Here is a 23290-nt window from a genome sequence, read left to right as displayed (position 1 = left end):
GGTTCCATGAGATTTCAGCTGCGCCACACTACCCGCTATGAATACAGCAGCTCTGCCAGCCTGAGCCATAACGAGGCGCGCATTCTGCCACGCAACCTGCCGTGGCAGCACTGCAGCAATTCACAGGTGGAAATTGCGCCTGCGCCGGTGCGTATGCGCGAACGTACTGACTTCTTCGGCAACCGGGTTGTATATTTTTCGCTCGAGTCATTGCATGACGAGCTACAGGTAAGCGTCACCAGCGAGATAGAAACGCGTCCGCGCCCGACGCAGGATTTCTTCTCCACCATAGCCTGGGAACAGGCGGTAAAAGACACTACGGCGGATGCGCGCTTCAGCAACCGGGACACTCTGGATGCTCGCTTGTACGTGCTCGATTCACCCTTCGTACGCCAGCACGACAGTCTGGCGAATTATGCCCTCGGCAGTTTTCAGCCAGGTCGTAATCTGCTCGATGCTGTTCTGGATCTGAATCAGCGAATATTCAGCGAATTTTCCTACGATCCGGACTCCACCACTGTAGCCACACCGCTGAGCCACGTGCTCGCCAACCGCCGTGGCGTCTGCCAGGATTTTGCCCACCTGGCGATTGGCTGTCTGCGTTCACTGGGACTGGCTGCACGTTACGTCAGCGGCTATATGGAAACCCTGCCTCCACCCGGGCAGGAAAAACTGGTCGGCGCCGACGCCACCCACGCCTGGATCGCGGTATTCATTCCGGGTTGGGGCTGGCTCGAGATCGATCCCACCAATGGTTGCACGCCGGATGAGCGTTACATCATTCTCGGTTGGGGCCGCGATTTTGCCGACGTCACCCCGCTCAAGGGCGTGATGACCGGCGGTGGGGAGCACAAGCTGACGGTTGCGGTGGACGTGATTGCATTGAAGGATGAGCCCGAGCCGGTAGCGACCGGGTTTTGATTAGAGCACTGACACAACAAAAACCCGGCCATGGCCGGGTTTTTGTTGGTTCCTGAGACGCTTAACGCGGCTTACATATTGGGGTAGTTCGGGCCGCCGGTACCTTCGGGTGCTACCCAGTTGATGTTCTGCGAAGGGTCCTTGATGTCACAGGTCTTGCAGTGCACACAGTTCTGGGCGTTGATCTGGAAGCGCTTCTCACCATCGTCCTGGGTGACCACCTCGTACACGCCAGCAGGGCAGTAACGCTGCGCTGGCTCGTCGTATAACGGCAGGTTGGTGCCGATCGGGATGCTTGGATCCTTCAGGGTCAGGTGAACAGGCTGGTCTTCTTCGTGGTTGGTGTTGGAGATGAACACCGAGGACAGCTTGTCGAAGCTCAACACACCATCAGGCTTGGGATAGTTGATCTTTGGCGCTTCGGAGGCTTTCTTCATACATGCGTAATCGGGCGTCTTGTCGCGCAGGGTCATCGGGATCTTGCCACCGAAGATATTCTGGTCGACAAAGTTGAATGCACCACCCATCAGCGCGCCGAACTTGTGGATCGCCGGGCCGAAGTTACGTGAGCCAAACAGCTCTTCATACAACCAGCTGGACTTGAACTTCTCGGGGTAAGCAGTCAGTTCATCTCCGCCTTCACGACCGGACTTCAGCGCCTCAACGATGGCGTCAGCAGCGAGCATGCCGGACTTCATCGCGGTATGGTTGCCCTTGATCTTGGCAAAGTTCAGCGTGCCCAGGTCGCAACCGATCAGCGCACCACCGGGGAAGACCATCTTTGGCAGCGAGTTCAGGCCACCCTTGCAGATGGCGCGAGCGCCGTAGGAAACACGCTTGCCGCCCTCCAGATACTGCTTGACCACGGGGTGGTGCTTGAGACGCTGGAACTCGTCGAAGGGCGAGAGGTGCGGGTTGCTGTAGGAAAGATCGACAATCAAACCGACCAGCACCTGGTTGTTCTCTGTGTGATACAGGAACGAGCCGCCGGTGTTTTCGCTGCCGGTGACTTCCAGCGGCCAGCCGGCGGTATGCACGACGAGGCCTTCCTGATGCTTGGCCGGATCGATATCCCAGATTTCCTTGATACCGATGCCGTAATGCTGGGCATCGGCGTCGGAGTTCAGATCGTAGCGCTTGATCAGCTGCTTGCCGATGTGGCCACGGCAGCCTTCAGCGAACAGGGTGTATTTGGCACGCAGTTCCATACCAGGGGTATAGAAGCCTTCCTTCGGGTTACCTTCGCGATCAACGCCCAGGTCACCGGTCAGGATGCCGCGGACAACGCCATTTTCATCGATCAGCGCTTCCTGCGCGGCAAACCCGGGATACACTTCCACTCCCAGATTCTCGGCCTGCTCGGCCATCCAGCGGCACAGGTTGCCCAGGGAAATGATGTAGTTCCCTTCGTTGTGCATGGTCTTGGGCACCAGCATGTTCGGCAGCTTGACTGACTTTTCGGCGCTGGTGAGCATGTAGATGTCATCACCGGTGACTGGGACGTTCAGCGGCGCGCCAAGCTCTTTCCAGTCGGGGAACAGTTCGTTGAGCGCACGCGGCTCGAATACCGCGCCAGAGAGGATGTGAGCCCCCACTTCGGAACCCTTTTCTACTACGCACACGCTGACTTCCTGGCCGGTTTCGGCTGCTTGCTGCTTGATGCGACAAGCGGCGGCAAGGCCCGAAGGTCCTGCGCCCACGATGACAACGTCAAACTCCATGAATTCGCGTTCCACTATGTATCTCCTACTCTAGGCCAGATCTGAAATCGATTATGTGAGTGATCTTCCATGATCGGTTAGCCGAAAAGTATAACAGCCTGCCGTACCTGCTCCAAATGTGGAGTAAAGAGGGCCACTGTTAGGCAATACGACCTTCGGGTCATGTCAGAGGAAAAGACTCCAGGCGGTAGCCCTGTTCGTCGACTTCCAGCAGCCAGCCATCGCAATCCCAGTCGCCCAGCACGATACGCTGCGCTGGCTCACTGTCGATTACCAGTTGATGAATGGCGGGGCGGTGGGTGTGGCCGTGAATCAGAGTCCGCACATTATGCTCACGCATGGTCTCGGCTACCTGGCCGAGGTTTACGTCGGTGATATCGCCGGGTTTTTGTCTGGTTTGCTCACGACTTTCATTGCGCAGTTTGCGCCCGATTTTCCGGCGCTGGTTCAGTGAAAGGCTGCGCAGGATGAACAGGCTGAGCGGGTTGCGCAGCAGCCTGCGCATCTTCATGTAGGCCAGATCGTCGGTGCACAGACTGTCGCCGTGCATCAATAACACCCGCTCACCATTGAGTTTGACGACAGTGGGATCGGGCAGCAGTGTGCAGCCGGCAGCACGGCAAAAGCGCTTGCCCAGCAGGAAATCGCGGTTGCCATGCATCAGATAAATGCGGGTGCCGGCTGCCGAAAGCTCGGCAAGGGCAGTGATGACTTCGCTTGCCAGTGGGCTCTGTTCGTCGTCGCCTAGCCACACTTCGAAAAAATCGCCCAGAATGTATAGCTCATCCACTTGGCGAGCATGGGTGTTCAAGCAATACAGAAACGCCCGGGTGATATCCGGGCGTTCGGGCTGCAGGTGCAGGTCTGAAATGAACAGATAGCGCATCCAGGCGTTTACTCGACCAGTTCTGCGCGCTCGATGATCACGTCTTCGGCAGGCACGTCCTGGTGACCAGCACGCATCGTGGTTGGGACGGCCTTGATCTTCTCGACCACGTCCATGCCTTCGCTGACCTTGCCGAATACCGCGTAACCCCAGCCCTGAACGGTTTCGGCGCTGTGATTGAGGAAGTCGTTATCGGCCACATTGATGAAGAACTGGGCGCTGGCCGAGTGTGGCTCCATGGTGCGTGCCATCGCGACGGTACCGGCGTTGTTGCTGACGCCGTTATTAGCCTCGTTCTTGATCTGCGAGCGGGTGTCCTTCTGCTTCATTCCGGGTTCGAAACCGCCACCCTGGACCATGAAGTTGGGGATGACGCGATGGAAGATGGTGTTGTCGTAATGGCCTTCGCGGACATATTGCTTGAAGTTCTCGACTGTTTTCGGCGCCTTGTCTTCAAACAGTTCCAGGGTGATGACGCCGTAATTGGTGTGCAGCTTGACCATATGCTCAGTCCTCGGGCTAGATTTGCATTCTGCCTTGCGCCAACACGCATACTGCGTTCAGGCGCTTGACACTTTGCGGTATGATAAGCGTTTTGGCCGACATGGCCTAGCCAAAATCCGTGAAGCCCCGGCGGCTTCACCCGTATCGAGTCTTGCAAACCCTATGAACAAACCGGAAACCACCGCACCCGCACACTTCCTGCGCCAGCTTGTCCGCGCCGATCTGGAGAGCGGCAAACACGACAGGATCGTCACCCGTTTCCCGCCCGAGCCCAACGGCTACCTGCATATAGGCCACGCCAAGTCGATCTGTCTGAACTTCGGGCTGGCCGAAGAGTTTGGCGGCGACTGTCATCTGCGATTTGACGACACCAATCCGGCCAAGGAAGAGCAGGAATATATCGACGCGATCAAGCAGGACGTCGAGTGGCTGGGCTTTCAATGGAAGGGCAAGGTTCGTTACGCCTCGGACTACTTCGACCAGCTGCACGCCTGGGCTATCGAGCTTGTCCGTGCCGGCAAGGCCTATGTATGCGACCTGACACCCGAGCAGGCCCGCGAGTACCGCGGCAATCTGACCGAGCCGGGCAAGAACAGCCCGTTCCGCGACCGCAGCATTGAAGAGAATCTTGACCTTTTCGCGCGCATGACTGCCGGTGAGTTTCCCGATGGCGCCAAGGCGTTGCGGGCGAAGATCGACATGGCTGCGCCGAACATGAACCTGCGCGACCCGATCCTTTACCGTATTCGCCATGCCCACCATCACCAGACGGGCGACAAGTGGTGCGTGTATCCGAGCTACGACTTTACCCACGGCCAGTCCGATGCGATCGAGGGCGTAACCCACTCGATCTGTACCCTGGAGTTCGAGGATCATCGGCCGCTGTACGAATGGTTCCTGAACAACCTGCCGATCCAGGCGTTGCCCCGTCAGTACGAGTTCGCGCGGCTGAACCTCAATTACACGATCACCAGCAAGCGCAAGCTCAAGCAACTGGTCGACGAGGGGCACGTGGACGGCTGGGATGATCCTCGTATGTCCACGCTCAGCGCCTTCCGCCGCCGCGGTTATACCCCCGGCTCATTGCGTGATTTCTGTGAGCGGATCGGCGTGACCCGTTCCGATGCGGTGGTTGACATGGGCGTGCTCGAATTCTGTATCCGTGACGATCTGGACGCCAATGCGCCGCGGGCAATGTGCGTGCTGCGCCCACTCAAGGTGACCATCACCAACTACCCGGAAAATCAGACCGAAGAATTGCATCTGCCGCGGCATCCCAAGGCCGATATCGGTACCCGCAAGCTGCCCTTCAGCCGCGAAATCTATATCGACCAGGATGATTTCATGGTCGAGCCACCCAAGGGTTACAAACGCCTGGTTCCGGGCGGTGAAGTGCGCCTGCGCGGCAGTTACGTGATCCGCGCGGATGAAGCAGTAACCGATGCCGAGGGCAACATTGTCGAACTGCTGTGTTCCTACGATCCGGAAACATTGGGCAAGAACCCCGAAGGCCGGAAGGTCAAGGGTGTGGTTCACTGGGTGCCGGCGGCGCAGAGCCTGGAGTGCGAAGTGCGCCTGTACGATCGCCTGTTCCGCGCGCCCAATCCGGACAAGAGCGAGGAGGGCGGTACTTTCCTGGAGAACATCAATCCCGAATCCCTGGTTGTGCTGAACGGCTGCCGTGCGGAGCCGTCGCTAGCAACGGCAACAGCCGAGGAGCGCTTCCAGTTTGAGCGCGAAGGTTATTTCTGCGTCGACAGCAAGGATTCACGACCCGATCACCTGGTGTTCAACCGTACTGTGACTCTGCGCGATTCCTGGGGGCAATAATGGGGCTGTCGATCTACAACACGCTGACCAAGACCAAGGCGCCGCTCACGCCACTGGAAGAGAATCATGTGCGGCTGTACGTGTGCGGCATGACCGTGTACGACTACTGCCATATTGGCCATGCGCGGGTGATGGTGGCCTTTGATGTGGTCGCCCGCTGGTTACGTTTTCGCGGCTACAAGCTGACCTACGTGCGCAACATCACCGATATCGACGACAAGATCATCCGCCGCGCCAACGATAATGGTGAGACCTTCCAGGTGCTGACCAATCGTATGATCGACGCGATGCACGAAGACGAGACCCGGCTGAACGTGCTGCGCCCGGACATGGAGCCGCGTGCCAGCGACCACGTGCCGGGCATGCATGCGATGATCCAGACGCTGATCGACAAGGGTTATGCCTATGCGCCGGGCAATGGCGACGTGTATTACCGCGTTGGCAAGTTTGATGGCTACGGCAAGCTCTCGCGCAAGAAGATTGAAGATCTGCGATCCGGCGCTCGGGTAGAAGTGGATGAGGCCAAGGAAGATCCCCTGGATTTCGTGCTCTGGAAGGCGGTCAAACCGGGTGAGCCCAGCTGGCAGTCGCCCTGGGGCGAAGGTCGTCCCGGCTGGCATATCGAGTGTTCGGTGATGTCCAACTGTTGCCTGGGTGACACCTTTGACATCCATGGCGGCGGGCCGGACCTGGTTTTTCCGCACCATGAGAATGAGATAGCGCAGAGCGAAGCGGCCAATGAAAAGCCCTACGCGATGGCCTGGATGCATGCCGGTGCGGTGCGCGTTGATGGCGAGAAGATGTCCAAGTCACTGGGCAACTTCTTCACCATCCGTGAGGTGCTGGAAAAATATCACCCGGAGGTAGTGCGCTATTTGCTGGTGTCCAGCCAGTATCGCAGCGCGATCAACTATTCCGAGGAGAATCTCAAGGAAGCCCGGGGTGCGCTTGAGCGTTTCTATCATGCGCTCAAGGGGTTGCCGGAAACCGCTGCTGCCGGCGGCGATGAGTTTGTCGGGCGCTTTGGCGCAGCGATGGATGACGACTTCAATACTCCAGAAGCCTGCGCCGTACTGTTTGATATGGTGCGCGAGATCAATCGTCTGAAAGATAGCGATGTTGAGGCTGCCGCAGCGTTGGCTGCGCGCCTGCGCCAGCTTGCGGACAATCTGGGTCTGCTGCAGCTGGACCCCGACATGTTTCTGCAGGCTGGCGGCAGTGGCAAGGTAGACGCTGCAGAGGTAGATACCCTGATCAAGGCGCGCCTGCAGGCCCGTGCGGACAAGAACTGGGCCGAGTCCGATCGCATACGCGATGAGCTGACAGCGATGGGCGTGGTGCTGGAAGATGGCAAGGGTGGCACTACCTGGCGTTTCAAGGACTGAAAGCACGCTTCCGAGAGTCTTGTGTGAAAAAAACGGCGGCCTGATGGCCGCCGTTTCTATTTCCTGAACAGGTTGGTTCGCAAGGGTTACTTTCTTACCCTGGTCTGCGAGTTGCAAAGGGCCAGCCGCGCGCAACTTTTCTTCGATTAGCGCCATTTACGCCATCGCAAATGGCTGTATCCGACCTGTTTTTTGACAATCTGTCAGCCTAATATTGGTATACACCAAGAAAAGGGCATGGAGCCCTTCCAGCACCAGGAGTTGTCATGAGCCTTACGCCCGCCAATCTGCACATTCGCCCGCGCCGCATGGATTTCGGTCTGCCCGATCCCCTGCCACGCCACTGGCATGACAATGACCCGTTCAAGACGCATTTCTTTAATGCGATGTCGGTGCTTTTTCCCGATGGGGAACGTTATTTCATCGACTCGGTGCGGCAGTTCCGTGACCGCATCTCCGATCCGGCGCTATTGGAGCAGATCCGCGGTTTTATCGGCCAGGAAGGCCATCACAGCCGGGAACATATCGATTACAACAACCGGCTGCGTGCGCTTGGCTACGACATCGACCGTCTGGAAATGCCGGTCAAGCGCCGCATCCGGTTTGTGCAGAAGCAGTTCTCGCCAGAGCGCCAGCTTGCCGGGACCGTCGCGATGGAGCATTTCACCGCGATTCTGGCCAACGCGCTGCTCAGTGAGCCGGAATGGATAGACGGGGCCGATCCGGAAATGCAGAGGCTCTGGCGCTGGCATGCGCTGGAAGAAACCGAGCACAAGGCCGTGGCATTCGATGTCTACATGCAGGTATCTGGCGACAGAAAGATACTGCGCAAGGCTATGCGACAGGCGACATTCTTTTTTCTCAAGGATGTCACCAAGGGCACACTGCACATGCTCAGGAAGGACGGCAAGCTCACTCCGGCCACCTGGTGGAATGGCATGCTCTGGTTATGGGGGCCAAAAGGACTCTTTACCCGGCTGATCCCGGCTTACCGGGACTTCTACAAGGATGATTTTCATCCATGGCAGCATGACAATGCGCAGCTGATGGAACAGGTTGCCCGTGAATTCGAGCTGCAGCCCGCCTGAAACGGGCTTTGTTCCGTAACAGTGCAGTCTCTCGCAAACAACCCTGACGATGGTCTATGATGTGCCATCTTTTGTTGCGAAGGGTCTGTCATGACTGTTCAGCTATTTGTACCCGGGGAAACCCGACTGCACGAAAAGCGCGTTGCCCTGGTTCCAGTGGTGGCCGAGAAACTTAACAAGCTCGGAATCGAGATCAGTTTGCAGCCGGGCGCCGGCGAAGCTGCGCGGATCCCGGACATGGCCTACGAGCGCGCGGGCGTCAAAGTCGCCGAGCCGCCGTCGGGTGTTGATCTGGTGTTCCGCGTTCAGCCCCCTTCCATTGCTGAAATAGAGCAGATGAAGCCGGGCACCGTCCTGTGCTGCTTTGTCTATGCTCACCGCGAAGCATCTATCGTCCAGGCCCTGCGCGACCGCAAGATCACCTGTTTTGCGATGGAACTGGTTCCCCGTATCACCCGTGCCCAGGCGATGGACGCACTATCTTCCCAGGCAGCGCTGGCTGGCTACTATGCCGCGTTGCTTGCCGCGACCAATCTCAATCGTATCCTGCCGATGATGACAACCGCCGTGGGCTCGTTGCGTCCGGCGCGGATATTGGTAATGGGTGCTGGCGTAGCCGGTTTGCAGGCGCTGGCAACCGCCAAACGTCTGGGTGCGATCGTTGAGGGTTACGACGTGCGTCCGGAAGTTAAAGAGCAGGTCGAGTCGGTGGGCGGCAAGTTCGTCGACACCGGTGTATCTGCCAGCGGCACCGGCGGTTACGCCCGTGAACTGACAGCGGAAGAGCAGGCGAAGGTCGACGAGGTCTTGACCCGCCACATCCAGAGCGCTGATGCGGTGATTACCACTGCCTCGATTCCTGGTCGCCCCAGCCCGAAAATCATCAGTGAATCCCAGATTCGCGGCATGAAACCCGGCGCCGTTATTGTCGATCTGGCGGCGGAAGGCGGCGGTAACACGCCTCTTACCCAGCCTGGCGACACGGTCGAAGTCGGACCGGCGACCATCGTTGCACCCCTGAATATCCCCAGTCACCTCGCCGAGCACGCCTCCGAGTTGTACTCGCGCAACCTGCTTGCGCTGATCGGGTTGATGGTCAAGGACGGTGAGCTGAATATTGACTGGGAAGACGAGGTCCTTGCCGGAGCGGTACTGACGCACGACGGCGAAATCAAGAACGAGGCTGCCAGAAAGGTAGTCGAGACCACTACGGGGGAATGACCATGGATGCTACAACCACCATTACGGGGTTCGTTGCCCTGTATATCTTCATGCTTGCAGCCTTTACCGGTTACGAGATCATCGGCCGGGTACCTGCGATCCTGCACACCCCGCTGATGTCGGGCTCCAACTTCATTCACGGTATTGTCGTGGTGGGCGCCATGTGGGCGCTGCTGAACGCGGCGACTCCGCTGGAACAGGTGATCGGCTTCTTTGGCGTGCTTCTGGGAGCGGGCAATGCTGCCGGCGGTTACGTTGTGACCGAGCGCATGTTGCAGATGTTCAAGGCCAGCGACAAACGTGCTGACAAAGCTCCGTCCTCGGATAAGGAATAGGTCATGGATACAACGCTGATTATCGAAGCGGCTTATTTCATCGCGGCCCTGCTGTTCATCTACGGACTCAAGCGCATGGCGAGTCCGGTAACTGCCCGCTCGGGCATCGTTGTTGCCGGCTGGGGCATGGTTATCGCTGTGGCGGTTGCCTTCCTCTACGGTCTGGATGTCAATGAAAAAGCCCAGCCCCATGTCTGGGTGAATCTCGTGCTCGTCGTGATCGCGCTGTCCATAGGTATCGGCTGGGCGTGGTATAGCGGAAAGAAAGTTGCGATGACCGACATGCCGCAGATGGTGGCGCTGTATAACGGCATGGGTGGCGGTGCGGCCGCAGCCATTGCAGCCATCGAGCTGTTTTCCGGCAATGCGCAATCCCACGGTGTGGTAGTAACCATCCTGGCAGTACTCGGTGGTCTGATCGGTGCTGTCGCGTTGTCGGGCTCGCTAATTGCCTGGGCCAAGCTGGACGGGCGGATCAACAAGACTATCCGTCTGCCAGGTCAGCAGGCGATCAACGCGGTGCTGTTCTTCCTGGCGCTGGCAGCTGGCGCTGCTATCACCACTGCCGGCCTGGCGGGCGAGGTGTCCATCACGCTGGTGTCGATCTTCTTCATCCTGTCGCTGGTATTGGGCGTGATGCTGACCAACCCGATCGGCGGGGCCGACATGCCAGTGGTGATCTCGCTGTACAACGCCTTTACCGGTCTGGCTGTGGCCTTCGAGGGTTTTGTGCTGCAGAACCCGGCGATGATCATTGCCGGTACCGTGGTTGGCTCAGCGGGTACGCTGCTGACCCTGATGATGGCGAAGGCGATGAACCGCCCGGTGTCCAATGTGATCTTCAGTCAGTTCGGCGAGACAGCCGACGACGGCGATACCGAAATGGAAGGCAGCATGAAGGCGGCCGAGCCGTCCGATGCGGCTATCTCGATGTACTACGCCAACAAGGTCATCATCGTCCCGGGTTACGGTCTGGCAGTAGCCCAGGCCCAGCACAAGCTGTACGAGTTCGTGAAGCTCCTGCAGAAGCAGGGTGTCGATGTGCGTTTTGCGATACACCCGGTTGCCGGACGCATGCCAGGCCACATGAACGTGTTGCTCGCCGAGGCGGGTGTACCCTATGACATCATCTTCGACCTGGAAGACATCAACGAGGACTTCGCCCAGGCAGATGTGGCTATTGTTCTGGGTGCCAATGACGTGGTGAACCCGGCAGCGCGAACCAAGAAGTCAAGCCCGATCTACGGCATGCCGATCCTCAACGTGGATATGGCTCAGACGGCTTACGTGGTCAAACGTGGACAAGGCAAGGGCTATTCCGGTGTGGAGAACGAGTTGTTCTACGCCGACAATACCTCGATGGTCTATGGCGATGCGCAAAAAGTGATGGCGCAGATGATCGAAGCGATCAAGTCGCTTGGATAATGGGTGGCTCTCTTCAGCCGCCAGCGCGGCTGGAAGACTTCATCCTCGCGAACGCGGGGATCCATTCCGGGTTTAGGTCTGAACACAAAAAAGCCAGCGCAAGCTGGCTTTTTTGTTTGCCTGAGAGATTGGCCGGAAATCCCCGGCCATCCGCTTACTTGGCAGCGACGTTGTAACCAAAGATCGATTTGACCTCCAGGAAGTCCTCGAAACCGTAGTGACCCCATTCGCGGCCTATCCCCGATTCCTTGTAACCGCCGAAGGGCGCCTTGTTGTCCAGCGGGGCGCCGTTGAGGTGCACCATGCCGGTACGGATGCGGCGAGCCACGTTACGTGCGCGGTCCAGATTCGACGATGATACATAGCCCGACAGGCCGTAGACCGTATCATTGGCAATGCGTACGGCGTCATCTTCATCTTCGTAGCCGATGATCGAGAGCACGGGCCCGAAGATTTCTTCGCGGGCAATATGCATATCGTTGGTAACGTGGCTGAACACGGTTGGCTTGACGTAGAAGCCGGTTTCCAGGCCTTCGGGGCGATCGGGGCCGCCAGTTACCAGCTTGGCGCCTTCCTCGATGCCGTCCTTGATCATGCCCTGGATCTTCTTCCACTGGGTTTCCGACGCTACCGGACCGATTACCGTGTCGCTGGCGTTCGGATCGCCGGCCTTGACCTTGGCGGCCACTGCGTTGGCGATGGCGGCCACTTCATCCATCCGGCTGTTGGGGACCAGCAGACGGGTAGGGGCGTTGCAGGACTGCCCGGTATTATTCATGCACGACATGACCGCGTGGCCTACCATCTTCTCGAAATCTACATCGTCGAGAAGGATGTTGGCCGACTTGCCGCCGAGTTCCAGGGCTACACGCTTGATGGTGTCTGCGCCGGACTTCATGACCATACGACCGGCAGCAGTCGAGCCGGTGAACGACATCATGTCGATACCGGGGTGGGCGGACATTGCTGCACCGACCGTCGGTCCGTCACCATTGACTAGGTTGAACACGCCAGCCGGTACCCCTGCTTCCTCAAGGATTTCAGCCAGAATAAGAGCGGACAGGGGAGCAACTTCGGAAGGCTTGAGCACCATGGTGCAACCGGTTGCCAGCGCAGGGGCGACCTTGCAGGTCATCTGGTTCATGGGCCAGTTCCATGGGGTGATCAGGCCGCAGACGCCGATAGGCTCCTTGACGACCAGCGTGGTGCCCATTTCTTCTTCGAACTTGAATTCCTTCAACGCATCCAGGGCGGCAGAAAAATGTCCGATGCCCGAAGGGGCCTGTGCGGTCTTGGCCAGTTTGGCCGGCGCGCCCATCTCGATCGAAATGGCCTCGGCGACGTCGGGCAGGCGCTTCATGAATACTTCCATGACCTTTTCCAGCAACGCGATACGCTCTTCCCGTGTGGTCTGGGAGAAGGTGGTAAAGGCATTCCTGGCGGCCTCGACGGCCAGATCGACATCTTCCTTGTTACCCAGCGCGATGGTGGCCGCGACTTGCTCGGTAGCCGGATTGATTACGTCCAGGGTTCTGTCGCCCTTGGGCTGGACCCATTCGCCGTTAATGAAGAATTCGTGGTGGTGACTCATTGATGGACTCCTTTTTATGCTTTTCGAATATCCCCGTGACGATAGCATTGTCCGAGCCCCTCTATCAGCCCCTTTGTGCGCTATCTGTTTGCCATTGATGACAGAGCATCTTCTGTGCTGATGCAATTGGTCCACAAGCTGTCGGCGCGAGTCACCGGTTCGACACGCGGCGATACGCTGCGGCGCCTTCTGAATACAGGGAAATAGCCTTATAATGCGCTGCTTGAAGCCTCCGGGGGAGTCGGCTAATACTTGACTAAATCGCTTGGCTATTGCATCATGCGGGCATGTCCAACCGGCTCGGAATTGCTAATGCGACTGACAACGAAAGGCCGCTACGCGGTAACTGCCATGCTCGATCTTGCCCTGCATGAAGCCCAGGGGCCGATCACGCTGGCGGATATTTCACAGCGCCAGGGTGTCTCCATTTCCTACCTGGAACAGCTGTTTGCCAAGTTGCGCCGTTGCCGGCTGGTCGAAAGCGTGCGCGGGCCGGGGGGAGGTTATCGCCTGGCCGGTGGTCCGGCAGCGATCAGTGTGGCGCAGATTGTCGAGGCGGTTAACGATTCGATGGACGCGACCCGCTGTCTCGGACGCGGTGATTGCCAACAGGGTGAAGTCTGCCTGACCCACCATTTGTGGTCGGATCTCAGCGAGAGGCTGCACGATTTTCTCAGCGATATCAGCCTCGCTGACCTGGTTTCACGTGAAGACATTCAGCGTGTGCGGGTACGCCAGGATCAGAGCGGTTGTGCCGGCGCCGCAACGCAGAAAGCATCAACGCTGGAACGTATTATCTGAAACGGTCACCAGAACCGTCCGATTCATGCAGTGCCCACCGCAACCGTGTGCGGCATTGCTGCCTGAAATAAGCAGCAATCGATGGTATCGACCATCCGTTGCCTGACTGAGGTGATACCGTGACTGAACAAGTCGAAAGCCTTATCAAGAATGATTACGCGGCTGGATTTCATTCCAGCATCGAATCAGACACTCTGCCTCCTGGTCTCGATGAGAGCGTTGTGCGCTTCATTTCCGAGACGAAGGGCGAGCCCGAGTGGCTGCTTGAATGGCGCCTGAAAGCGTTTCGCGCCTGGCAGGAGATGGAAGAGCCCACCTGGGCCCATGTGCATTATCCAGAGATCGACTTCCAGTCGATTTCATACTTCTCTTCGCCCAAGAGCATGGCCGACAAGCCCAAGAGCCTCTCGGAAGTCGATCCCGAACTGATCGCCACCTACGAAAAGCTCGGCATTCCGCTGCACGAACAGGAAATGCTCGCTGGCGTGGCGGTCGATGCGGTATTTGATTCGGTTTCCGTGGTGACCACCTTCCGCGCCAAGCTGGAAGAAGCCGGGGTGATTTTCTGCCCGATCAGCGAAGCGGTGCATCGCTGCCCCGAACTGGTGAAGAAATACCTGGGTAGTGTGGTCCCGCAGAAGGACAACTATTACGCGGCGCTGAACTCAGCGGTGTTCTCCGATGGCTCCTTCGTCTACATTCCCAAGGGTGTGCGGTGTCCGATGGAGCTGTCTACCTACTTCCGCATCAACGAGATGAACACCGGGCAGTTCGAGCGTACGTTGATTATCGCCGAGGAAGGCTCGCACGTTAGCTATCTCGAGGGCTGTACCGCGCCGATGCGCGACGAAAATCAACTGCATGCTGCGGTTGTCGAGCTGGTGGCACTGGACGATGCGACCATCAAGTATTCGACGGTGCAGAACTGGTATCCGGGTAACGCCGAAGGCAAGGGCGGGATCTACAACTTCGTGACCAAGCGCGGTATCTGCCATACCAATGCGAAGATCTCCTGGACGCAGGTGGAAACCGGCTCGGCGGTTACCTGGAAATACCCCAGCTGTATCCTCAAGGGTGACAACAGCGTCGGCGAGTTCTATTCGGTCGCGCTGACCAACAATTTCCAGCAGGCCGATACCGGCACCAAGATGATCCATCTGGGCAAGAATACCAAGTCCACGATCATCGCCAAGGGTATCTCCGCCGGTCAGAGCAACAGCTCCTATCGCGGTCTGGTGCGCTTCAATCCGGGCGCCGATGGAGCACGAAACTTTACCCAGTGTGACTCGCTGTTGATTGGTGACCGTTGCGGTGCTCACACCTTCCCCTATATAGAAAGCCGCAATCCGACCGCAGTAGTCGAACACGAAGCCACTACCTCCAAGGTGAGTGATGACCAGATGTTCCTCTGCCAGCAGCGTGGGCTTGACGCCGAGAAGGCGATCTCGATGATCGTCAACGGTTTCTGCCGCGAGGTATTCAAGGAGCTGCCGATGGAGTTCGCGGTCGAGGCAGGCAAATTGCTCGAGGTTAGCCTGGAAGGCTCGGTGGGTTGATCCCGACTTCCAGTCCGCTTCGAACGTATAAATTTCACACAGTTATTGGGCATCAAATATGTTATCAGTCAAAGGGTTGCACGCTAAAGTTGAGCAAATAGATATCCTCAAAGGCCTGGATATCGAAATCAAGCCGGGCGAGATACATGCGATCATGGGGCCCAACGGCTCCGGCAAGAGCACGCTTGGCAACGTTCTGGCGGGCCGTCCGGGCTACGAAGCAACTGCCGGCTCGATAACCTACAAGGGCCATGACCTGCTTGAGATGGATACCGAGGAGCGCGCCCGCGAGGGGCTGTTTCTGGCATTTCAGTATCCGGTGGAAATTCCGGGTGTCAGCAACATGGAGTTTCTAAAGGTCTCCCTCGACGCCCGGCGCAAGCACGCCGGCCTGCCCGAACTTTCCGCAGTCGACTTCATGAAACTGGCGCGTGAAACCAGCAAGCGTGTGGACCTCCCGGCCAGCTTTCTCAAGCGTGGCGTCAACGAAGGGTTCTCCGGCGGCGAGAAGAAGCGCAACGAGTTGATGCAGATGATGATGCTCGAGCCGGATCTGTGCATTCTCGACGAGACCGACTCCGGGCTGGATATCGACGCCCTGCAACTGGTTGCCGACGGCGTCAACAGCCTGCGCGACGGCAAGCGCAGCTTTATCGTGGTTACCCACTACCAGCGTCTGCTCGACTACATCGTGCCTGATTATGTGCATGTGCTGGCCGGTGGCCGGATCGTCAAGTCCGGTGACAAGAGCCTGGCTCTGGAGCTCGAAGCCAAGGGCTATGCCTGGCTTGAAGAAGAGGTAGCCTGATAACCATGACGGATTTTCAGAACAGGGCGCTCGAACTCGCTGCCCAGCAAAAAAGCCCCGAGTGGTTGAACAGCCTGCGGCGCAAGGGCGCAGACAGCTGGTCCGCCGCTCCCTGGCCCGGCCGCAAGACCGAACACTGGAAGTACACTCCATTGACTCCGCTGCAAACTGCAGCCGCAGGTAGCTGGGGTTCCTCCGAAGGCGTCGAGTGGAAGCAGGATATCGAACCTATCGAGGATATGGACGCGACCCGGCTGGTTTTCGTCAACGGCCAGTTTGTGCCTGCCGAGTCCAGTCCGCTACCCGTCGGCGTCGTTCAGTTTGCCGACACCGATGCCGACCAGCAGGCGCTGGTGCAGCAGCACCTGGGCGCCGTAGTTGATTCTGGCCGACACCTGTTTGCAGCCCTGAGCAATGCCTGGACTACAGACGGCCTGCTTATCCATGTACCGCGCGGCGAGAAACTGGCCAAACCGGTCTACGTTATCAACGTAGCCACTCCCGGCGCCGAGCCGGCCATCAGCAACCAGCGGGTGTTGGTGGTGCTGGAAGAAAACAGCCAGGCGGAAGTGATTGAGCATTACGTATCCAGTGACGCGAAGCAGAATGGCTTTGTCAATTGCCTCACCGAAGTGGTGGTGGGCAACAACGCCCAGGTTCAGCATTACCGTATAAACCTGGAGCAGGAAGACCTGCTGCACGTCGGTGGCGTGCATGTGGATCTGCACCGGGCGGCGCGCTTCTATGGTTTCACGATTGCCCAGGGCAGCCGGCTGAAGCGCATTGATTACCAGGTCAACCACCGTGGCGAAGGTGCTCATCTGGAGCTGCATGGCGTTTATCTGCCGCGCAACAAGCAGTTGATCGACTACCACACCAATGTTGAGCACTGCGTACCGCATTGCACCACCAACGAAGTGTTTCGCGGCATCGTCGGTGATTCGTCCAAGGCTGTGTTCAACGGGCGTATTCATATTCATCCCCATGCCCAGAAGACTCTGGCCGAGCTGAGCAACAAGAACCTGCTCACCTCGCACAATGCCGAGATCAATACCAAGCCTGAACTGGAGATCTACGCCGATGACGTGCGCTGCGCCCATGGCGCGACCATTAGCCAGCTGAACGAAACGTCCCTGTTCTATCTGCAGAGCCGTGGTGTATCGCATGCGGAGGCGATGAGCATGCTCAGTTTCGGTTTCATCAACGAGCTGCTCAACGAAGTGCCGGAGCCGGCGATCCAGCATTATCTGCGACCGCGCCTGGCCGAACTTTTTGGCCGCAAGAGCGGCAAGATAGGACAATTGGCCTATGACTGATTCGGCGCTGAAGACAGCTACAGCCTTTGATGCCGAGCGTGTGCGGGCGGATTTTCCGATCCTGCATCAGGAGGTCAACGGTCATCCGCTGGTCTATCTGGATAATGCGGCGACCACGCAGAAGCCCCGGGCGGTTATTCAGGCGATCGTCGATTATTATCAGCAAGACAACAGCAATGTACACCGCGGTGCCCACGCACTGGCCGAGCGCGCTACGGAGAAATTCGAAGCGGCGCGCAGCAAGGTAGCGAAGTTCATCAATGCGCCGGAAGCACGCCAGATAATCTGGACGCGCGGCACCACCGAAAGCATTAATCTGGTGGCTGCCAGCTGGGGCAGGGCAAACCTGGGAAAGGGCGACCGGATACTGGTATCGGCGATGGAGCACCATTCCAATATCGTGCCCTGGCAGATGGTTGCTGCCGAGGTTGGGGCCACGGTTGAAGCGATACCAGTGGATAGCACCGGCACAATTGATATGCAGGCTTTTGCCGCAATGCTCGACGATCGCGTGCGGATGGTTGCCTGTGGGCACGTATCCAACGCCTTCGGCAGCATCAATCCGGTCGAGGATATCGTCAAACTTGCCCATGAGCATGGCGCGCTCTGTCTTCTCGACGGCGCCCAGGCGATAAGTCACTGGCCGGTCGACGTACAGGCACTGGATTGTGATTTTTATGTATTCTCGGCGCATAAACTCTTTGGCCCTACGGGCCTCGGCGTGCTCTATGGTCGCCTGGAGTTGCTTGAGAACATGAGTCCGTATCAGGGTGGTGGTGAGATGATCGAGTCGGTCAGTTTTGATGGGACCACTTACAACCAGCTGCCCTACAAGTTCGAAGCCGGTACGCCGGATATTGCCAGTGTGATCGGCCTCGGCGCCGCGGTGGATTATGTCCAGGCGCTGGACCGCGAGGGCGCCGCAGCCCATGAGGATGCATTGCTCGCCTATGCCCAACAGCGCGCGCTGGATACACCCGGTTTGCAACTGGTGGGCACGGCAAAGAACAAGACCGCGGTGATGAGCTTTCTGCTAGAGGGCGCGCACCCACACGATGTGGGCACGCTGCTTGATCAGCAAGGCGTCGCGGTTCGCACCGGCAACCATTGTGCCCAGCCGATCATGGACCAGTTCGGCATTCCGGGCACCGTGCGCGCCAGTTTCAGTATCTACAATACCTTCGCCGATGTTGATCGCTTGTTCGAGGCATTGGCCAAGGTCAGACAGTTCCTATAGGAGTCATGCATGAGCGTTGAATCCTTCAATCCCGGCAGCCAGGTGGTAACAGTGACGCCTGCTGCACTGGAGCATTTCCGCCGCCAGCTGGTGAGCCAGCCCGGGCGCTCGGTTCGACTGAGTGTCAAGAAAAGTGGTTGCACCGGTTTCATGTACGTCATCGACATGGTCGAGACGGGCGCCGAAACCGATCTGCATTACCAGCTTGATGACGAGATCGAGCTCTTCGTCGACAGCGAGAGCCTGTCAATTCTCAGCGGCACGCAAATAGATCTGGTCAAGGAAGGGATCAACAAGCAGATCCGTTTCGTCAATCCCAACGTCATCGACCAGTGTGGTTGCGGCGAAAGCTTCAGCGTGAATTAAGGCAGACCCAGACATGGAAAGACGTATGGTGGTTGCGCAGGCAGATTGTCCTGCGCGCCGGGTTCCGGACGGCACGCCGCTGACCATTCCCAAGGATACATTCGTGACCATCACCCAGGCGCTGGGTGGCAATTATACCGTGACGTATAACGGCCAGATGGTCCGCGTGGACGGCACCGATGCCGACAAGCTGGGCCTCGAGCCGGAGCTGTTGAGCTTTCCCGAGCCGACTGATGACCAGATTTGCGAGGAGCAGGTGTGGGAAGCACTGAAAACGGTGTACGACCCTGAAATCCCGGTGGATCTGGTCAACCTGGGGCTGATATACGATGTTGCTATCAACCAGGAAAAGCGTCATGTGGACATCCGCATGACGCTGACTGCTCCGGCCTGTGGCATGGGACCTGTGCTGGTCGGTGACGTGGAGTATCGCGTACGCCGCGTGCCCAACGTCGATACGGTCAAGGTTGATCTGGTGTTCGATCCGCCGTGGTGCCGCGAGATGATGAGCGAAGAAGCGCAGCTCGCCACCGGTATGTTCTTTTGAGGAAACGCAACCCATGAGTCAGTTTGGTACTGAAATCACCAGCGATGACATCGTCGACACGCTGTCGTTCTTTGACACCTGGGAGGATCGGTACAAGTACATTATCGACCTGGGGCGTGAGCTGCCGGCGCTGGATGAAGCGCAGCGCACGGATGAGCATATTGTGCGCGGTTGCCAGAGTCAGGTATGGCTGGTCAGTCGGGAAAAAGACGGTCGCTTGTATTTCGATGCCGACAGTGATGCCTTTATCGTCAAGGGGCTGCTAGCGGTGGTGCTCGCAGCGTACAACGGCAAGACTCCGCAGGACATAATGGATTTTGATATTGAGGGGTACTTTGCGGAGTTGAACCTGCTCAAGCACCTGAGCATGACCCGTGGAAATGGCCTGAAGGCGATGGTCAAGCGGGTTCAGCAGACGGCCGAAGCCCTGGTCTGAATTGCATATCGAAGCCTGTCTCGCTACGAGGCAGGGTCGAGTGTCGGGTATGTGGCTCTTGCCCGAGACAGTATATGGTTGTAATGTCCGCACTGTGGAACAGTCCGGCCAATATCGGATAACACAATAAAAAAGCAGGCATGAGCCATATGCATAATATCTGGATGCGTCTGAAGGACGACTTTCAGTTATCCATCATTACTCTGGTAGGGCTCTGCTCCCTGATCGGCATTACACCCTATACCGTTTACCGGCTGCTCGAAGGCAATATGCTGGTCGGCCTGGTTGATGCCTTCATAGTATGCAGCACCGCACTGGCTGTTCTCTACGCATGGAAAACCGGCAACACCTTGCGGCCCGGCCAGTTTCTTGCTGTGGTCTATTCGATGGGCACTTTTCTGGTTGCGACCAAGCTCGGCGTCAATGGTCTGTTCTGGTTTTATACTCTGATCCTGTTCAACTTTTTCGTCGTCCCGCCACTGCAGAGTGCCGTGGCGACTTTCTGTTCGCTGCTGGCTATCTGCGCGTACGGTTACCTGAATCCCGAGGCCGTGTTTGAAAGCCACTACCAGATGACGTCATTCATCGTCACCTGTCTGATCGCCAGCTTTTTTGCCTTTGTGTTTGCCTACCGAGGCCGACGCCAACGGTTGCAACTCGTGGAGCTAGCCACTCTGGATCCGCTCACCCTTGTGGGTAACCGCCGGGCGATGGACTCGGAGCTGGAAATTGCTCTGGGTGAGCATCAGAGGTATGGCACGCGTTTCGGCATTCTGGTGCTGGATCTGGACCTGTTCAAGGATGTCAATGATTGCCACGGACACAAGGCGGGTGACCGGATTCTGATCGATTTTACCGGCATCATCAAACAGAGCTGTCGCCAGTCCGACAGGTTGTTTCGTATGGGTGGCGAAGAGTTCGTTCTGTTGCTGCCCAAGTTATCGCGATCGGGGCTGGAAAAGGCCGCCAGGCATGTCAGAACGAGCGTGGCGGAGCAGTTGAAAAGTCCGGGCGGGCCGGTGACAGTCTCGATTGGGGGCTGCATGCTCGACCAGCATCCAAGCGTGGATGCCTGGATGCACGAGGCTGATATATGTCTGTATCAGGCGAAGGAGGGCGGGCGCAACCAATACGTTATCAGCCCGCAACATGAGCTGGCCCATGAGCCCCAGCAATGTCCTGAGCCCATTGCGGTCGCTCCAGGTCAGGGATAGTTACTGAAAGTCTCTTGCTCGCCATCGGACTCCACAGCCACGACATCATACGCATCGACCCGATCACCTACTTCCATGCCGGGTGAGCCAGCGGGCATGCCCGGTACCGCAAGACCCAGCAGATCCGGCTTCTGCTGCATGCGCAAAATATCCCTCGCCGGCACATGGCCTTCCACAAAGCGACCGTCAATCACGCCGGTATGGCAGGATCCGAGTTCCGGGGGTACGCCGAACTGCTGCTTGATCTGGCCCATATCGCTTTCCAGGTGGTCGTTCACCGCGAATCCGTTCTCTTCAAGATGCTTGATCCAGGCAGAACAGCAACCGCAATTCGGATCGCGGTAAACATCAATCGCAACCGGGTCGGCAGCATGCAGCCAGTTTGCTCCCAGCATGCCGCCGGCCAGTGCGGCGGTCAGAATTATTGATTTCATGGGATTCTCCAGTAAATTTGTACTAGATTACGGTCTCCATTCGGCCCTGACAATGACTGAGATCAGGAGGACTCCTGATTTCGACAGGCTCAACTGTTACCCGCTTTTACCGCTTGGCTATGATCCACACTGCATGGACGATGCCCGGTATGTAGCCAAGCAGGGTAAGAAGGATGTTCAGCCAGAAGGCGCCACCCAGCCCAACCTGTAGAAAAACGCCCAGTGGCGGCAACAGGATGGCGATGAGTACTCGAATCAGATCCATTGTTTTGCTCCATTTGCAGAATGATGCGGCTTTGACCTATTCAAGGTGCCTTTGGTTCCTCGACTACCGTTGCGGCGGGCGAAGCAATTTGCCTCGGCAGTATCATCCAGGCGACCAGGCCGGCAACCAGGCCCCAGAACGCCGCGCCAATCGAAAACAGGGTGAAGCCCGAAGCAGTCACCAGGAATACGATCAGTGCAGCTTCCCGCTCGCCCGGATTTTCCATCGCCCTGGCCAGCCCGCCGGCAATCGAGCCGAGCAGTGCCAGGGCTGCAATGCTGATAACCAGCGCTGCGGGGAGTGCCATGAACAGCACCGACAGAGTGCCGGCGAAAAGCGCTATGCCAGCAAAGAACAGGCCACACCACAAGGCGGCGGTGTAGCGCCGCGCCGGATCGGAATGGGCTTCCCTGCCGGTACATACAGCAGCGCTGATGGCTGCCATGTTCAGACCGTGTGAGCCAAGGGGCGCGAGTACTATCGAGGCGAGTCCGGTGAGCGACAGCAGCGGCGCAGGGTCGGGCTCGTAGCCATCGGTCTTGAGTATTGCCAGGCCGGGCAGATTCTGCGAAGTCATGGCCACGATATAGAGCGGCAAGCTGATGCTGATGATGGTGCCGACCGACCAGCTTGGTGTGGTCCAGACCGGAGCGGTCAGGTGCCATTGCACTTCTGGCATCGCGAGCATCCCGGCGAACCAGGCCACCACCGTTCCGGTCAGCAGTGCCAAGAGTACAGCGTAACGGGCGAGCCAGCGTTTACCCAGCAGATAGCTGGCAAGCATGATGAGTACCAGCGCGGTGTGTTCGTCGGCGGCCTCAAGCATCTGACTGCCGATCCGAAACAGAATGCCAGCCAGCAGTGCCGCCGCCAGGGAGCCGGGAAGCCAGCGCATCAGCCGAGCGATCGTGCTGCTGACGCCACTGAGCAGCAGGAGCAGACCACATACGATAAAAGCGCCTATGGCATCGCTGTAAGCCACCCCCGGCAGGCTGGTAATCAACAGCGCTGCGCCGGGTGTGGACCAGACCACGACCAGGGGCATGCGGTAGCGCAGGGACAATGCAATGGTGCACACCGCCATGCCGATCGACAACGCCAATAGCCAGGAAGCAATCTGGGCTGGTGTCAATTCTGCAGCCTGGCCGGCCTGGATCATCAACACCACGGAACTGGTGTAGCCGGTCAGCATGGCGATAAACCCGGCGGCAACGGAAGACAGGCTGCTGTCGCGCCACGGCCGCAGCAAAGGCGCTAAAAGGGATGTTCTGCTATCACGGGACGACATGGAAACGGACCTGGCAACGCTATGATTTTCACAGCATACGGCAGCAGTGCTTCAGCACTGCGATACAGCGAGTCGTAGAGCGATCAAAACAGTTATACCGGTTCTCTCATCCAAC

General features: G+C 58.0%; 23 protein-coding genes. 16 read left to right on the top strand and 7 right to left on the bottom strand.

Annotation, left to right across the window (positions count from 1 at the left end; all coding sequences use genetic code 11):
* Nucleotides 1-6: 6 nt before the first annotated feature.
* Nucleotides 7-921, top strand: coding sequence for a transglutaminase N-terminal domain-containing protein (locus tag ABYA88_RS01790; RefSeq protein ID WP_373184920.1), 915 nt, complete (start codon nt 7-9; stop codon nt 919-921).
* Nucleotides 922-992: 71 nt separating this feature from the next.
* On the opposite strand, the gene ABYA88_RS01785 is transcribed toward ABYA88_RS01790, so the two are convergent.
* The 3 genes from ABYA88_RS01785 to ABYA88_RS01775 form a co-directional block, all read right to left on the bottom strand.
* Nucleotides 993-2657, bottom strand: coding sequence for an electron transfer flavoprotein-ubiquinone oxidoreductase (locus tag ABYA88_RS01785; RefSeq protein WP_373184918.1), 1665 nt, complete (start codon nt 2655-2657; stop codon nt 993-995).
* 145 nt (nt 2658-2802) lie between these two features.
* A complete protein-coding gene (locus tag ABYA88_RS01780; protein WP_373184916.1) occupies nt 2803-3528 on the bottom strand; it encodes a UDP-2,3-diacylglucosamine diphosphatase in 726 nt (241 codons plus the stop codon).
* An 8-nt stretch (nt 3529-3536) separates the two neighbouring features.
* Complete coding sequence (locus tag ABYA88_RS01775) at nt 3537-4031, bottom strand: peptidylprolyl isomerase (RefSeq protein WP_373184914.1); 495 nt, start codon at nt 4029-4031, stop codon at nt 3537-3539.
* A 163-nt stretch (nt 4032-4194) separates the two neighbouring features.
* On the opposite strand from ABYA88_RS01775, the gene ABYA88_RS01770 reads away from it, so the two are divergent.
* From ABYA88_RS01770 to ABYA88_RS01745, 6 genes are all read left to right on the top strand, one after another.
* Nucleotides 4195-5862 (top strand): glutamine--tRNA ligase/YqeY domain fusion protein, encoded by a 1668-nt coding sequence (locus ABYA88_RS01770; RefSeq protein WP_373184912.1) that lies wholly within the window; start codon nt 4195-4197, stop codon nt 5860-5862.
* Nucleotides 5862-7247 (top strand): cysteine--tRNA ligase, encoded by a 1386-nt coding sequence (gene cysS / locus ABYA88_RS01765; protein WP_373184910.1) that lies wholly within the window; start codon nt 5862-5864, stop codon nt 7245-7247. Before ABYA88_RS01770 ends, cysS begins: the two co-directional genes overlap by 1 nt.
* Before the next feature lie 266 nt (nt 7248-7513).
* Complete coding sequence (locus ABYA88_RS01760; RefSeq protein ID WP_373184909.1) at nt 7514-8335, top strand: metal-dependent hydrolase; 822 nt, start codon at nt 7514-7516, stop codon at nt 8333-8335.
* A gap of 90 nt (nt 8336-8425) precedes the next feature.
* Entirely contained in the window at nt 8426-9556 is a 1131-nt protein-coding gene (locus ABYA88_RS01755; RefSeq protein WP_373184907.1) for an NAD(P) transhydrogenase subunit alpha, read from the top strand.
* 2 nt (nt 9557-9558) lie between these two features.
* Entirely contained in the window at nt 9559-9891 is a 333-nt protein-coding gene (locus tag ABYA88_RS01750) for an NAD(P) transhydrogenase subunit alpha (protein WP_373184906.1), read from the top strand.
* Between the two features lie 3 nt (nt 9892-9894).
* Nucleotides 9895-11316 carry an NAD(P)(+) transhydrogenase (Re/Si-specific) subunit beta gene (locus ABYA88_RS01745; protein ID WP_373184904.1) on the top strand — a complete coding sequence of 474 codons (1422 nt, stop codon included), beginning with the start codon at nt 9895-9897 and terminating at the stop codon, nt 11314-11316.
* Nucleotides 11317-11470: 154 nt separating this feature from the next.
* Here ABYA88_RS01745 and ABYA88_RS01740 read toward each other — a convergent pair whose 3' ends face one another.
* The gene (locus ABYA88_RS01740) at nt 11471-12907 is read right to left on the bottom strand and encodes an aldehyde dehydrogenase family protein (RefSeq protein WP_373184902.1); all 1437 of its coding nucleotides are present in this window, start codon (nt 12905-12907) and stop codon (nt 11471-11473) included.
* Nucleotides 12908-13219: 312 nt separating this feature from the next.
* On the opposite strand from ABYA88_RS01740, the gene ABYA88_RS01735 reads away from it, so the two are divergent.
* The 9 genes from ABYA88_RS01735 (at nt 13220) to ABYA88_RS01695 (ending at nt 21188) form a co-directional block, all read left to right on the top strand.
* A complete protein-coding gene (locus ABYA88_RS01735; RefSeq protein WP_373184900.1) occupies nt 13220-13708 on the top strand; it encodes a Fe-S cluster assembly transcription factor in 489 nt (162 codons plus the stop codon).
* A 119-nt stretch (nt 13709-13827) separates the two neighbouring features.
* Entirely contained in the window at nt 13828-15264 is a 1437-nt protein-coding gene (sufB, locus tag ABYA88_RS01730) for a Fe-S cluster assembly protein SufB (RefSeq protein WP_373184898.1), read from the top strand.
* A gap of 58 nt (nt 15265-15322) precedes the next feature.
* Nucleotides 15323-16072 (top strand): Fe-S cluster assembly ATPase SufC, encoded by a 750-nt coding sequence (sufC, locus tag ABYA88_RS01725; RefSeq protein WP_373184896.1) that lies wholly within the window; start codon nt 15323-15325, stop codon nt 16070-16072.
* A 5-nt stretch (nt 16073-16077) separates the two neighbouring features.
* Nucleotides 16078-17388: a Fe-S cluster assembly protein SufD gene (sufD, locus tag ABYA88_RS01720; RefSeq protein WP_373184894.1), complete on the top strand. Its 1311-nt coding sequence runs from the start codon at nt 16078-16080 to the stop codon at nt 17386-17388.
* A complete protein-coding gene (locus ABYA88_RS01715; RefSeq protein ID WP_373184892.1) occupies nt 17381-18625 on the top strand; it encodes an aminotransferase class V-fold PLP-dependent enzyme in 1245 nt (414 codons plus the stop codon). Before sufD ends, ABYA88_RS01715 begins: the two co-directional genes overlap by 8 nt.
* 9 nt (nt 18626-18634) lie before the next feature.
* On the top strand, nt 18635-18991 hold the full coding sequence (locus tag ABYA88_RS01710) for a HesB/IscA family protein (protein ID WP_373184890.1): 357 nt from the start codon (nt 18635-18637) through the stop codon (nt 18989-18991).
* Nucleotides 18992-19004: 13 nt separating this feature from the next.
* Nucleotides 19005-19538, top strand: coding sequence for a putative Fe-S cluster assembly protein SufT (gene sufT / locus ABYA88_RS01705; RefSeq protein WP_373184888.1), 534 nt, complete (start codon nt 19005-19007; stop codon nt 19536-19538).
* Between the two features lie 13 nt (nt 19539-19551).
* Nucleotides 19552-19974: a SufE family protein gene (locus tag ABYA88_RS01700; protein WP_373184886.1), complete on the top strand. Its 423-nt coding sequence runs from the start codon at nt 19552-19554 to the stop codon at nt 19972-19974.
* A gap of 140 nt (nt 19975-20114) precedes the next feature.
* Nucleotides 20115-21188 (top strand): GGDEF domain-containing protein, encoded by a 1074-nt coding sequence (locus ABYA88_RS01695; protein ID WP_373184884.1) that lies wholly within the window; start codon nt 20115-20117, stop codon nt 21186-21188.
* On the opposite strand, the gene ABYA88_RS01690 is transcribed toward ABYA88_RS01695, so the two are convergent.
* The 3 genes from ABYA88_RS01690 to ABYA88_RS01680 form a co-directional block, all read right to left on the bottom strand.
* The gene (locus tag ABYA88_RS01690) at nt 21179-21622 is read right to left on the bottom strand and encodes a DUF411 domain-containing protein (RefSeq protein WP_373184882.1); all 444 of its coding nucleotides are present in this window, start codon (nt 21620-21622) and stop codon (nt 21179-21181) included. The genes ABYA88_RS01695 and ABYA88_RS01690 overlap by 10 nt on opposite strands.
* Before the next feature lie 106 nt (nt 21623-21728).
* Entirely contained in the window at nt 21729-21887 is a 159-nt protein-coding gene (locus tag ABYA88_RS01685; RefSeq protein ID WP_292441256.1) for a YqaE/Pmp3 family membrane protein, read from the bottom strand.
* 40 nt (nt 21888-21927) lie between these two features.
* Entirely contained in the window at nt 21928-23175 is a 1248-nt protein-coding gene (locus tag ABYA88_RS01680; protein ID WP_373184880.1) for a benzoate/H(+) symporter BenE family transporter, read from the bottom strand.
* Between the last annotated feature and the right edge of the window lie 115 nt (nt 23176-23290).

This window comes from Halopseudomonas sp., from assembly GCF_041579695.1.
In the GTDB taxonomy this organism is placed as follows: Bacteria; Pseudomonadota; Gammaproteobacteria; order Pseudomonadales; family Pseudomonadaceae; genus Halopseudomonas.
The sequence above is the reverse complement of the archived record's forward strand: the minus strand, read 5'-3'. Positions and strand labels throughout refer to the sequence as shown.

Excerpts from the sequence above, each read along its gene's own strand:
- ABYA88_RS01790 (WP_373184920.1), top strand. The coding sequence starts at position 7 with ATGAGATTTCAGCTGCGCCACACTACCCGCTATGAATACAGCAGCTCT.
- ABYA88_RS01780 (WP_373184916.1), bottom strand. The coding sequence starts at position 3,528 with ATGCGCTATCTGTTCATTTCAGACCTGCACCTGCAGCCCGAACGCCCG.
- ABYA88_RS01775 (WP_373184914.1), bottom strand. The coding sequence starts at position 4,031 with ATGGTCAAGCTGCACACCAATTACGGCGTCATCACCCTGGAACTGTTT.
- ABYA88_RS01770 (WP_373184912.1), top strand. The coding sequence starts at position 4,195 with ATGAACAAACCGGAAACCACCGCACCCGCACACTTCCTGCGCCAGCTT.
- cysS (WP_373184910.1), top strand. The coding sequence starts at position 5,862 with ATGGGGCTGTCGATCTACAACACGCTGACCAAGACCAAGGCGCCGCTC.
- ABYA88_RS01760 (WP_373184909.1), top strand. The coding sequence starts at position 7,514 with ATGAGCCTTACGCCCGCCAATCTGCACATTCGCCCGCGCCGCATGGAT.
- ABYA88_RS01755 (WP_373184907.1), top strand. The coding sequence starts at position 8,426 with ATGACTGTTCAGCTATTTGTACCCGGGGAAACCCGACTGCACGAAAAG.
- ABYA88_RS01750 (WP_373184906.1), top strand. The coding sequence starts at position 9,559 with ATGGATGCTACAACCACCATTACGGGGTTCGTTGCCCTGTATATCTTC.
- ABYA88_RS01745 (WP_373184904.1), top strand. The coding sequence starts at position 9,895 with ATGGATACAACGCTGATTATCGAAGCGGCTTATTTCATCGCGGCCCTG.
- ABYA88_RS01740 (WP_373184902.1), bottom strand. The coding sequence starts at position 12,907 with ATGAGTCACCACCACGAATTCTTCATTAACGGCGAATGGGTCCAGCCC.
- ABYA88_RS01735 (WP_373184900.1), top strand. The coding sequence starts at position 13,220 with ATGCGACTGACAACGAAAGGCCGCTACGCGGTAACTGCCATGCTCGAT.
- sufC (WP_373184896.1), top strand. The coding sequence starts at position 15,323 with ATGTTATCAGTCAAAGGGTTGCACGCTAAAGTTGAGCAAATAGATATC.
- sufD (WP_373184894.1), top strand. The coding sequence starts at position 16,078 with ATGACGGATTTTCAGAACAGGGCGCTCGAACTCGCTGCCCAGCAAAAA.
- ABYA88_RS01715 (WP_373184892.1), top strand. The coding sequence starts at position 17,381 with ATGACTGATTCGGCGCTGAAGACAGCTACAGCCTTTGATGCCGAGCGT.
- ABYA88_RS01710 (WP_373184890.1), top strand. The coding sequence starts at position 18,635 with ATGAGCGTTGAATCCTTCAATCCCGGCAGCCAGGTGGTAACAGTGACG.
- sufT (WP_373184888.1), top strand. The coding sequence starts at position 19,005 with ATGGAAAGACGTATGGTGGTTGCGCAGGCAGATTGTCCTGCGCGCCGG.
- ABYA88_RS01700 (WP_373184886.1), top strand. The coding sequence starts at position 19,552 with ATGAGTCAGTTTGGTACTGAAATCACCAGCGATGACATCGTCGACACG.
- ABYA88_RS01695 (WP_373184884.1), top strand. The coding sequence starts at position 20,115 with ATGAGCCATATGCATAATATCTGGATGCGTCTGAAGGACGACTTTCAG.
- ABYA88_RS01690 (WP_373184882.1), bottom strand. The coding sequence starts at position 21,622 with ATGAAATCAATAATTCTGACCGCCGCACTGGCCGGCGGCATGCTGGGA.
- ABYA88_RS01685 (WP_292441256.1), bottom strand. The coding sequence starts at position 21,887 with ATGGATCTGATTCGAGTACTCATCGCCATCCTGTTGCCGCCACTGGGC.
- ABYA88_RS01680 (WP_373184880.1), bottom strand. The coding sequence starts at position 23,175 with ATGTCGTCCCGTGATAGCAGAACATCCCTTTTAGCGCCTTTGCTGCGG.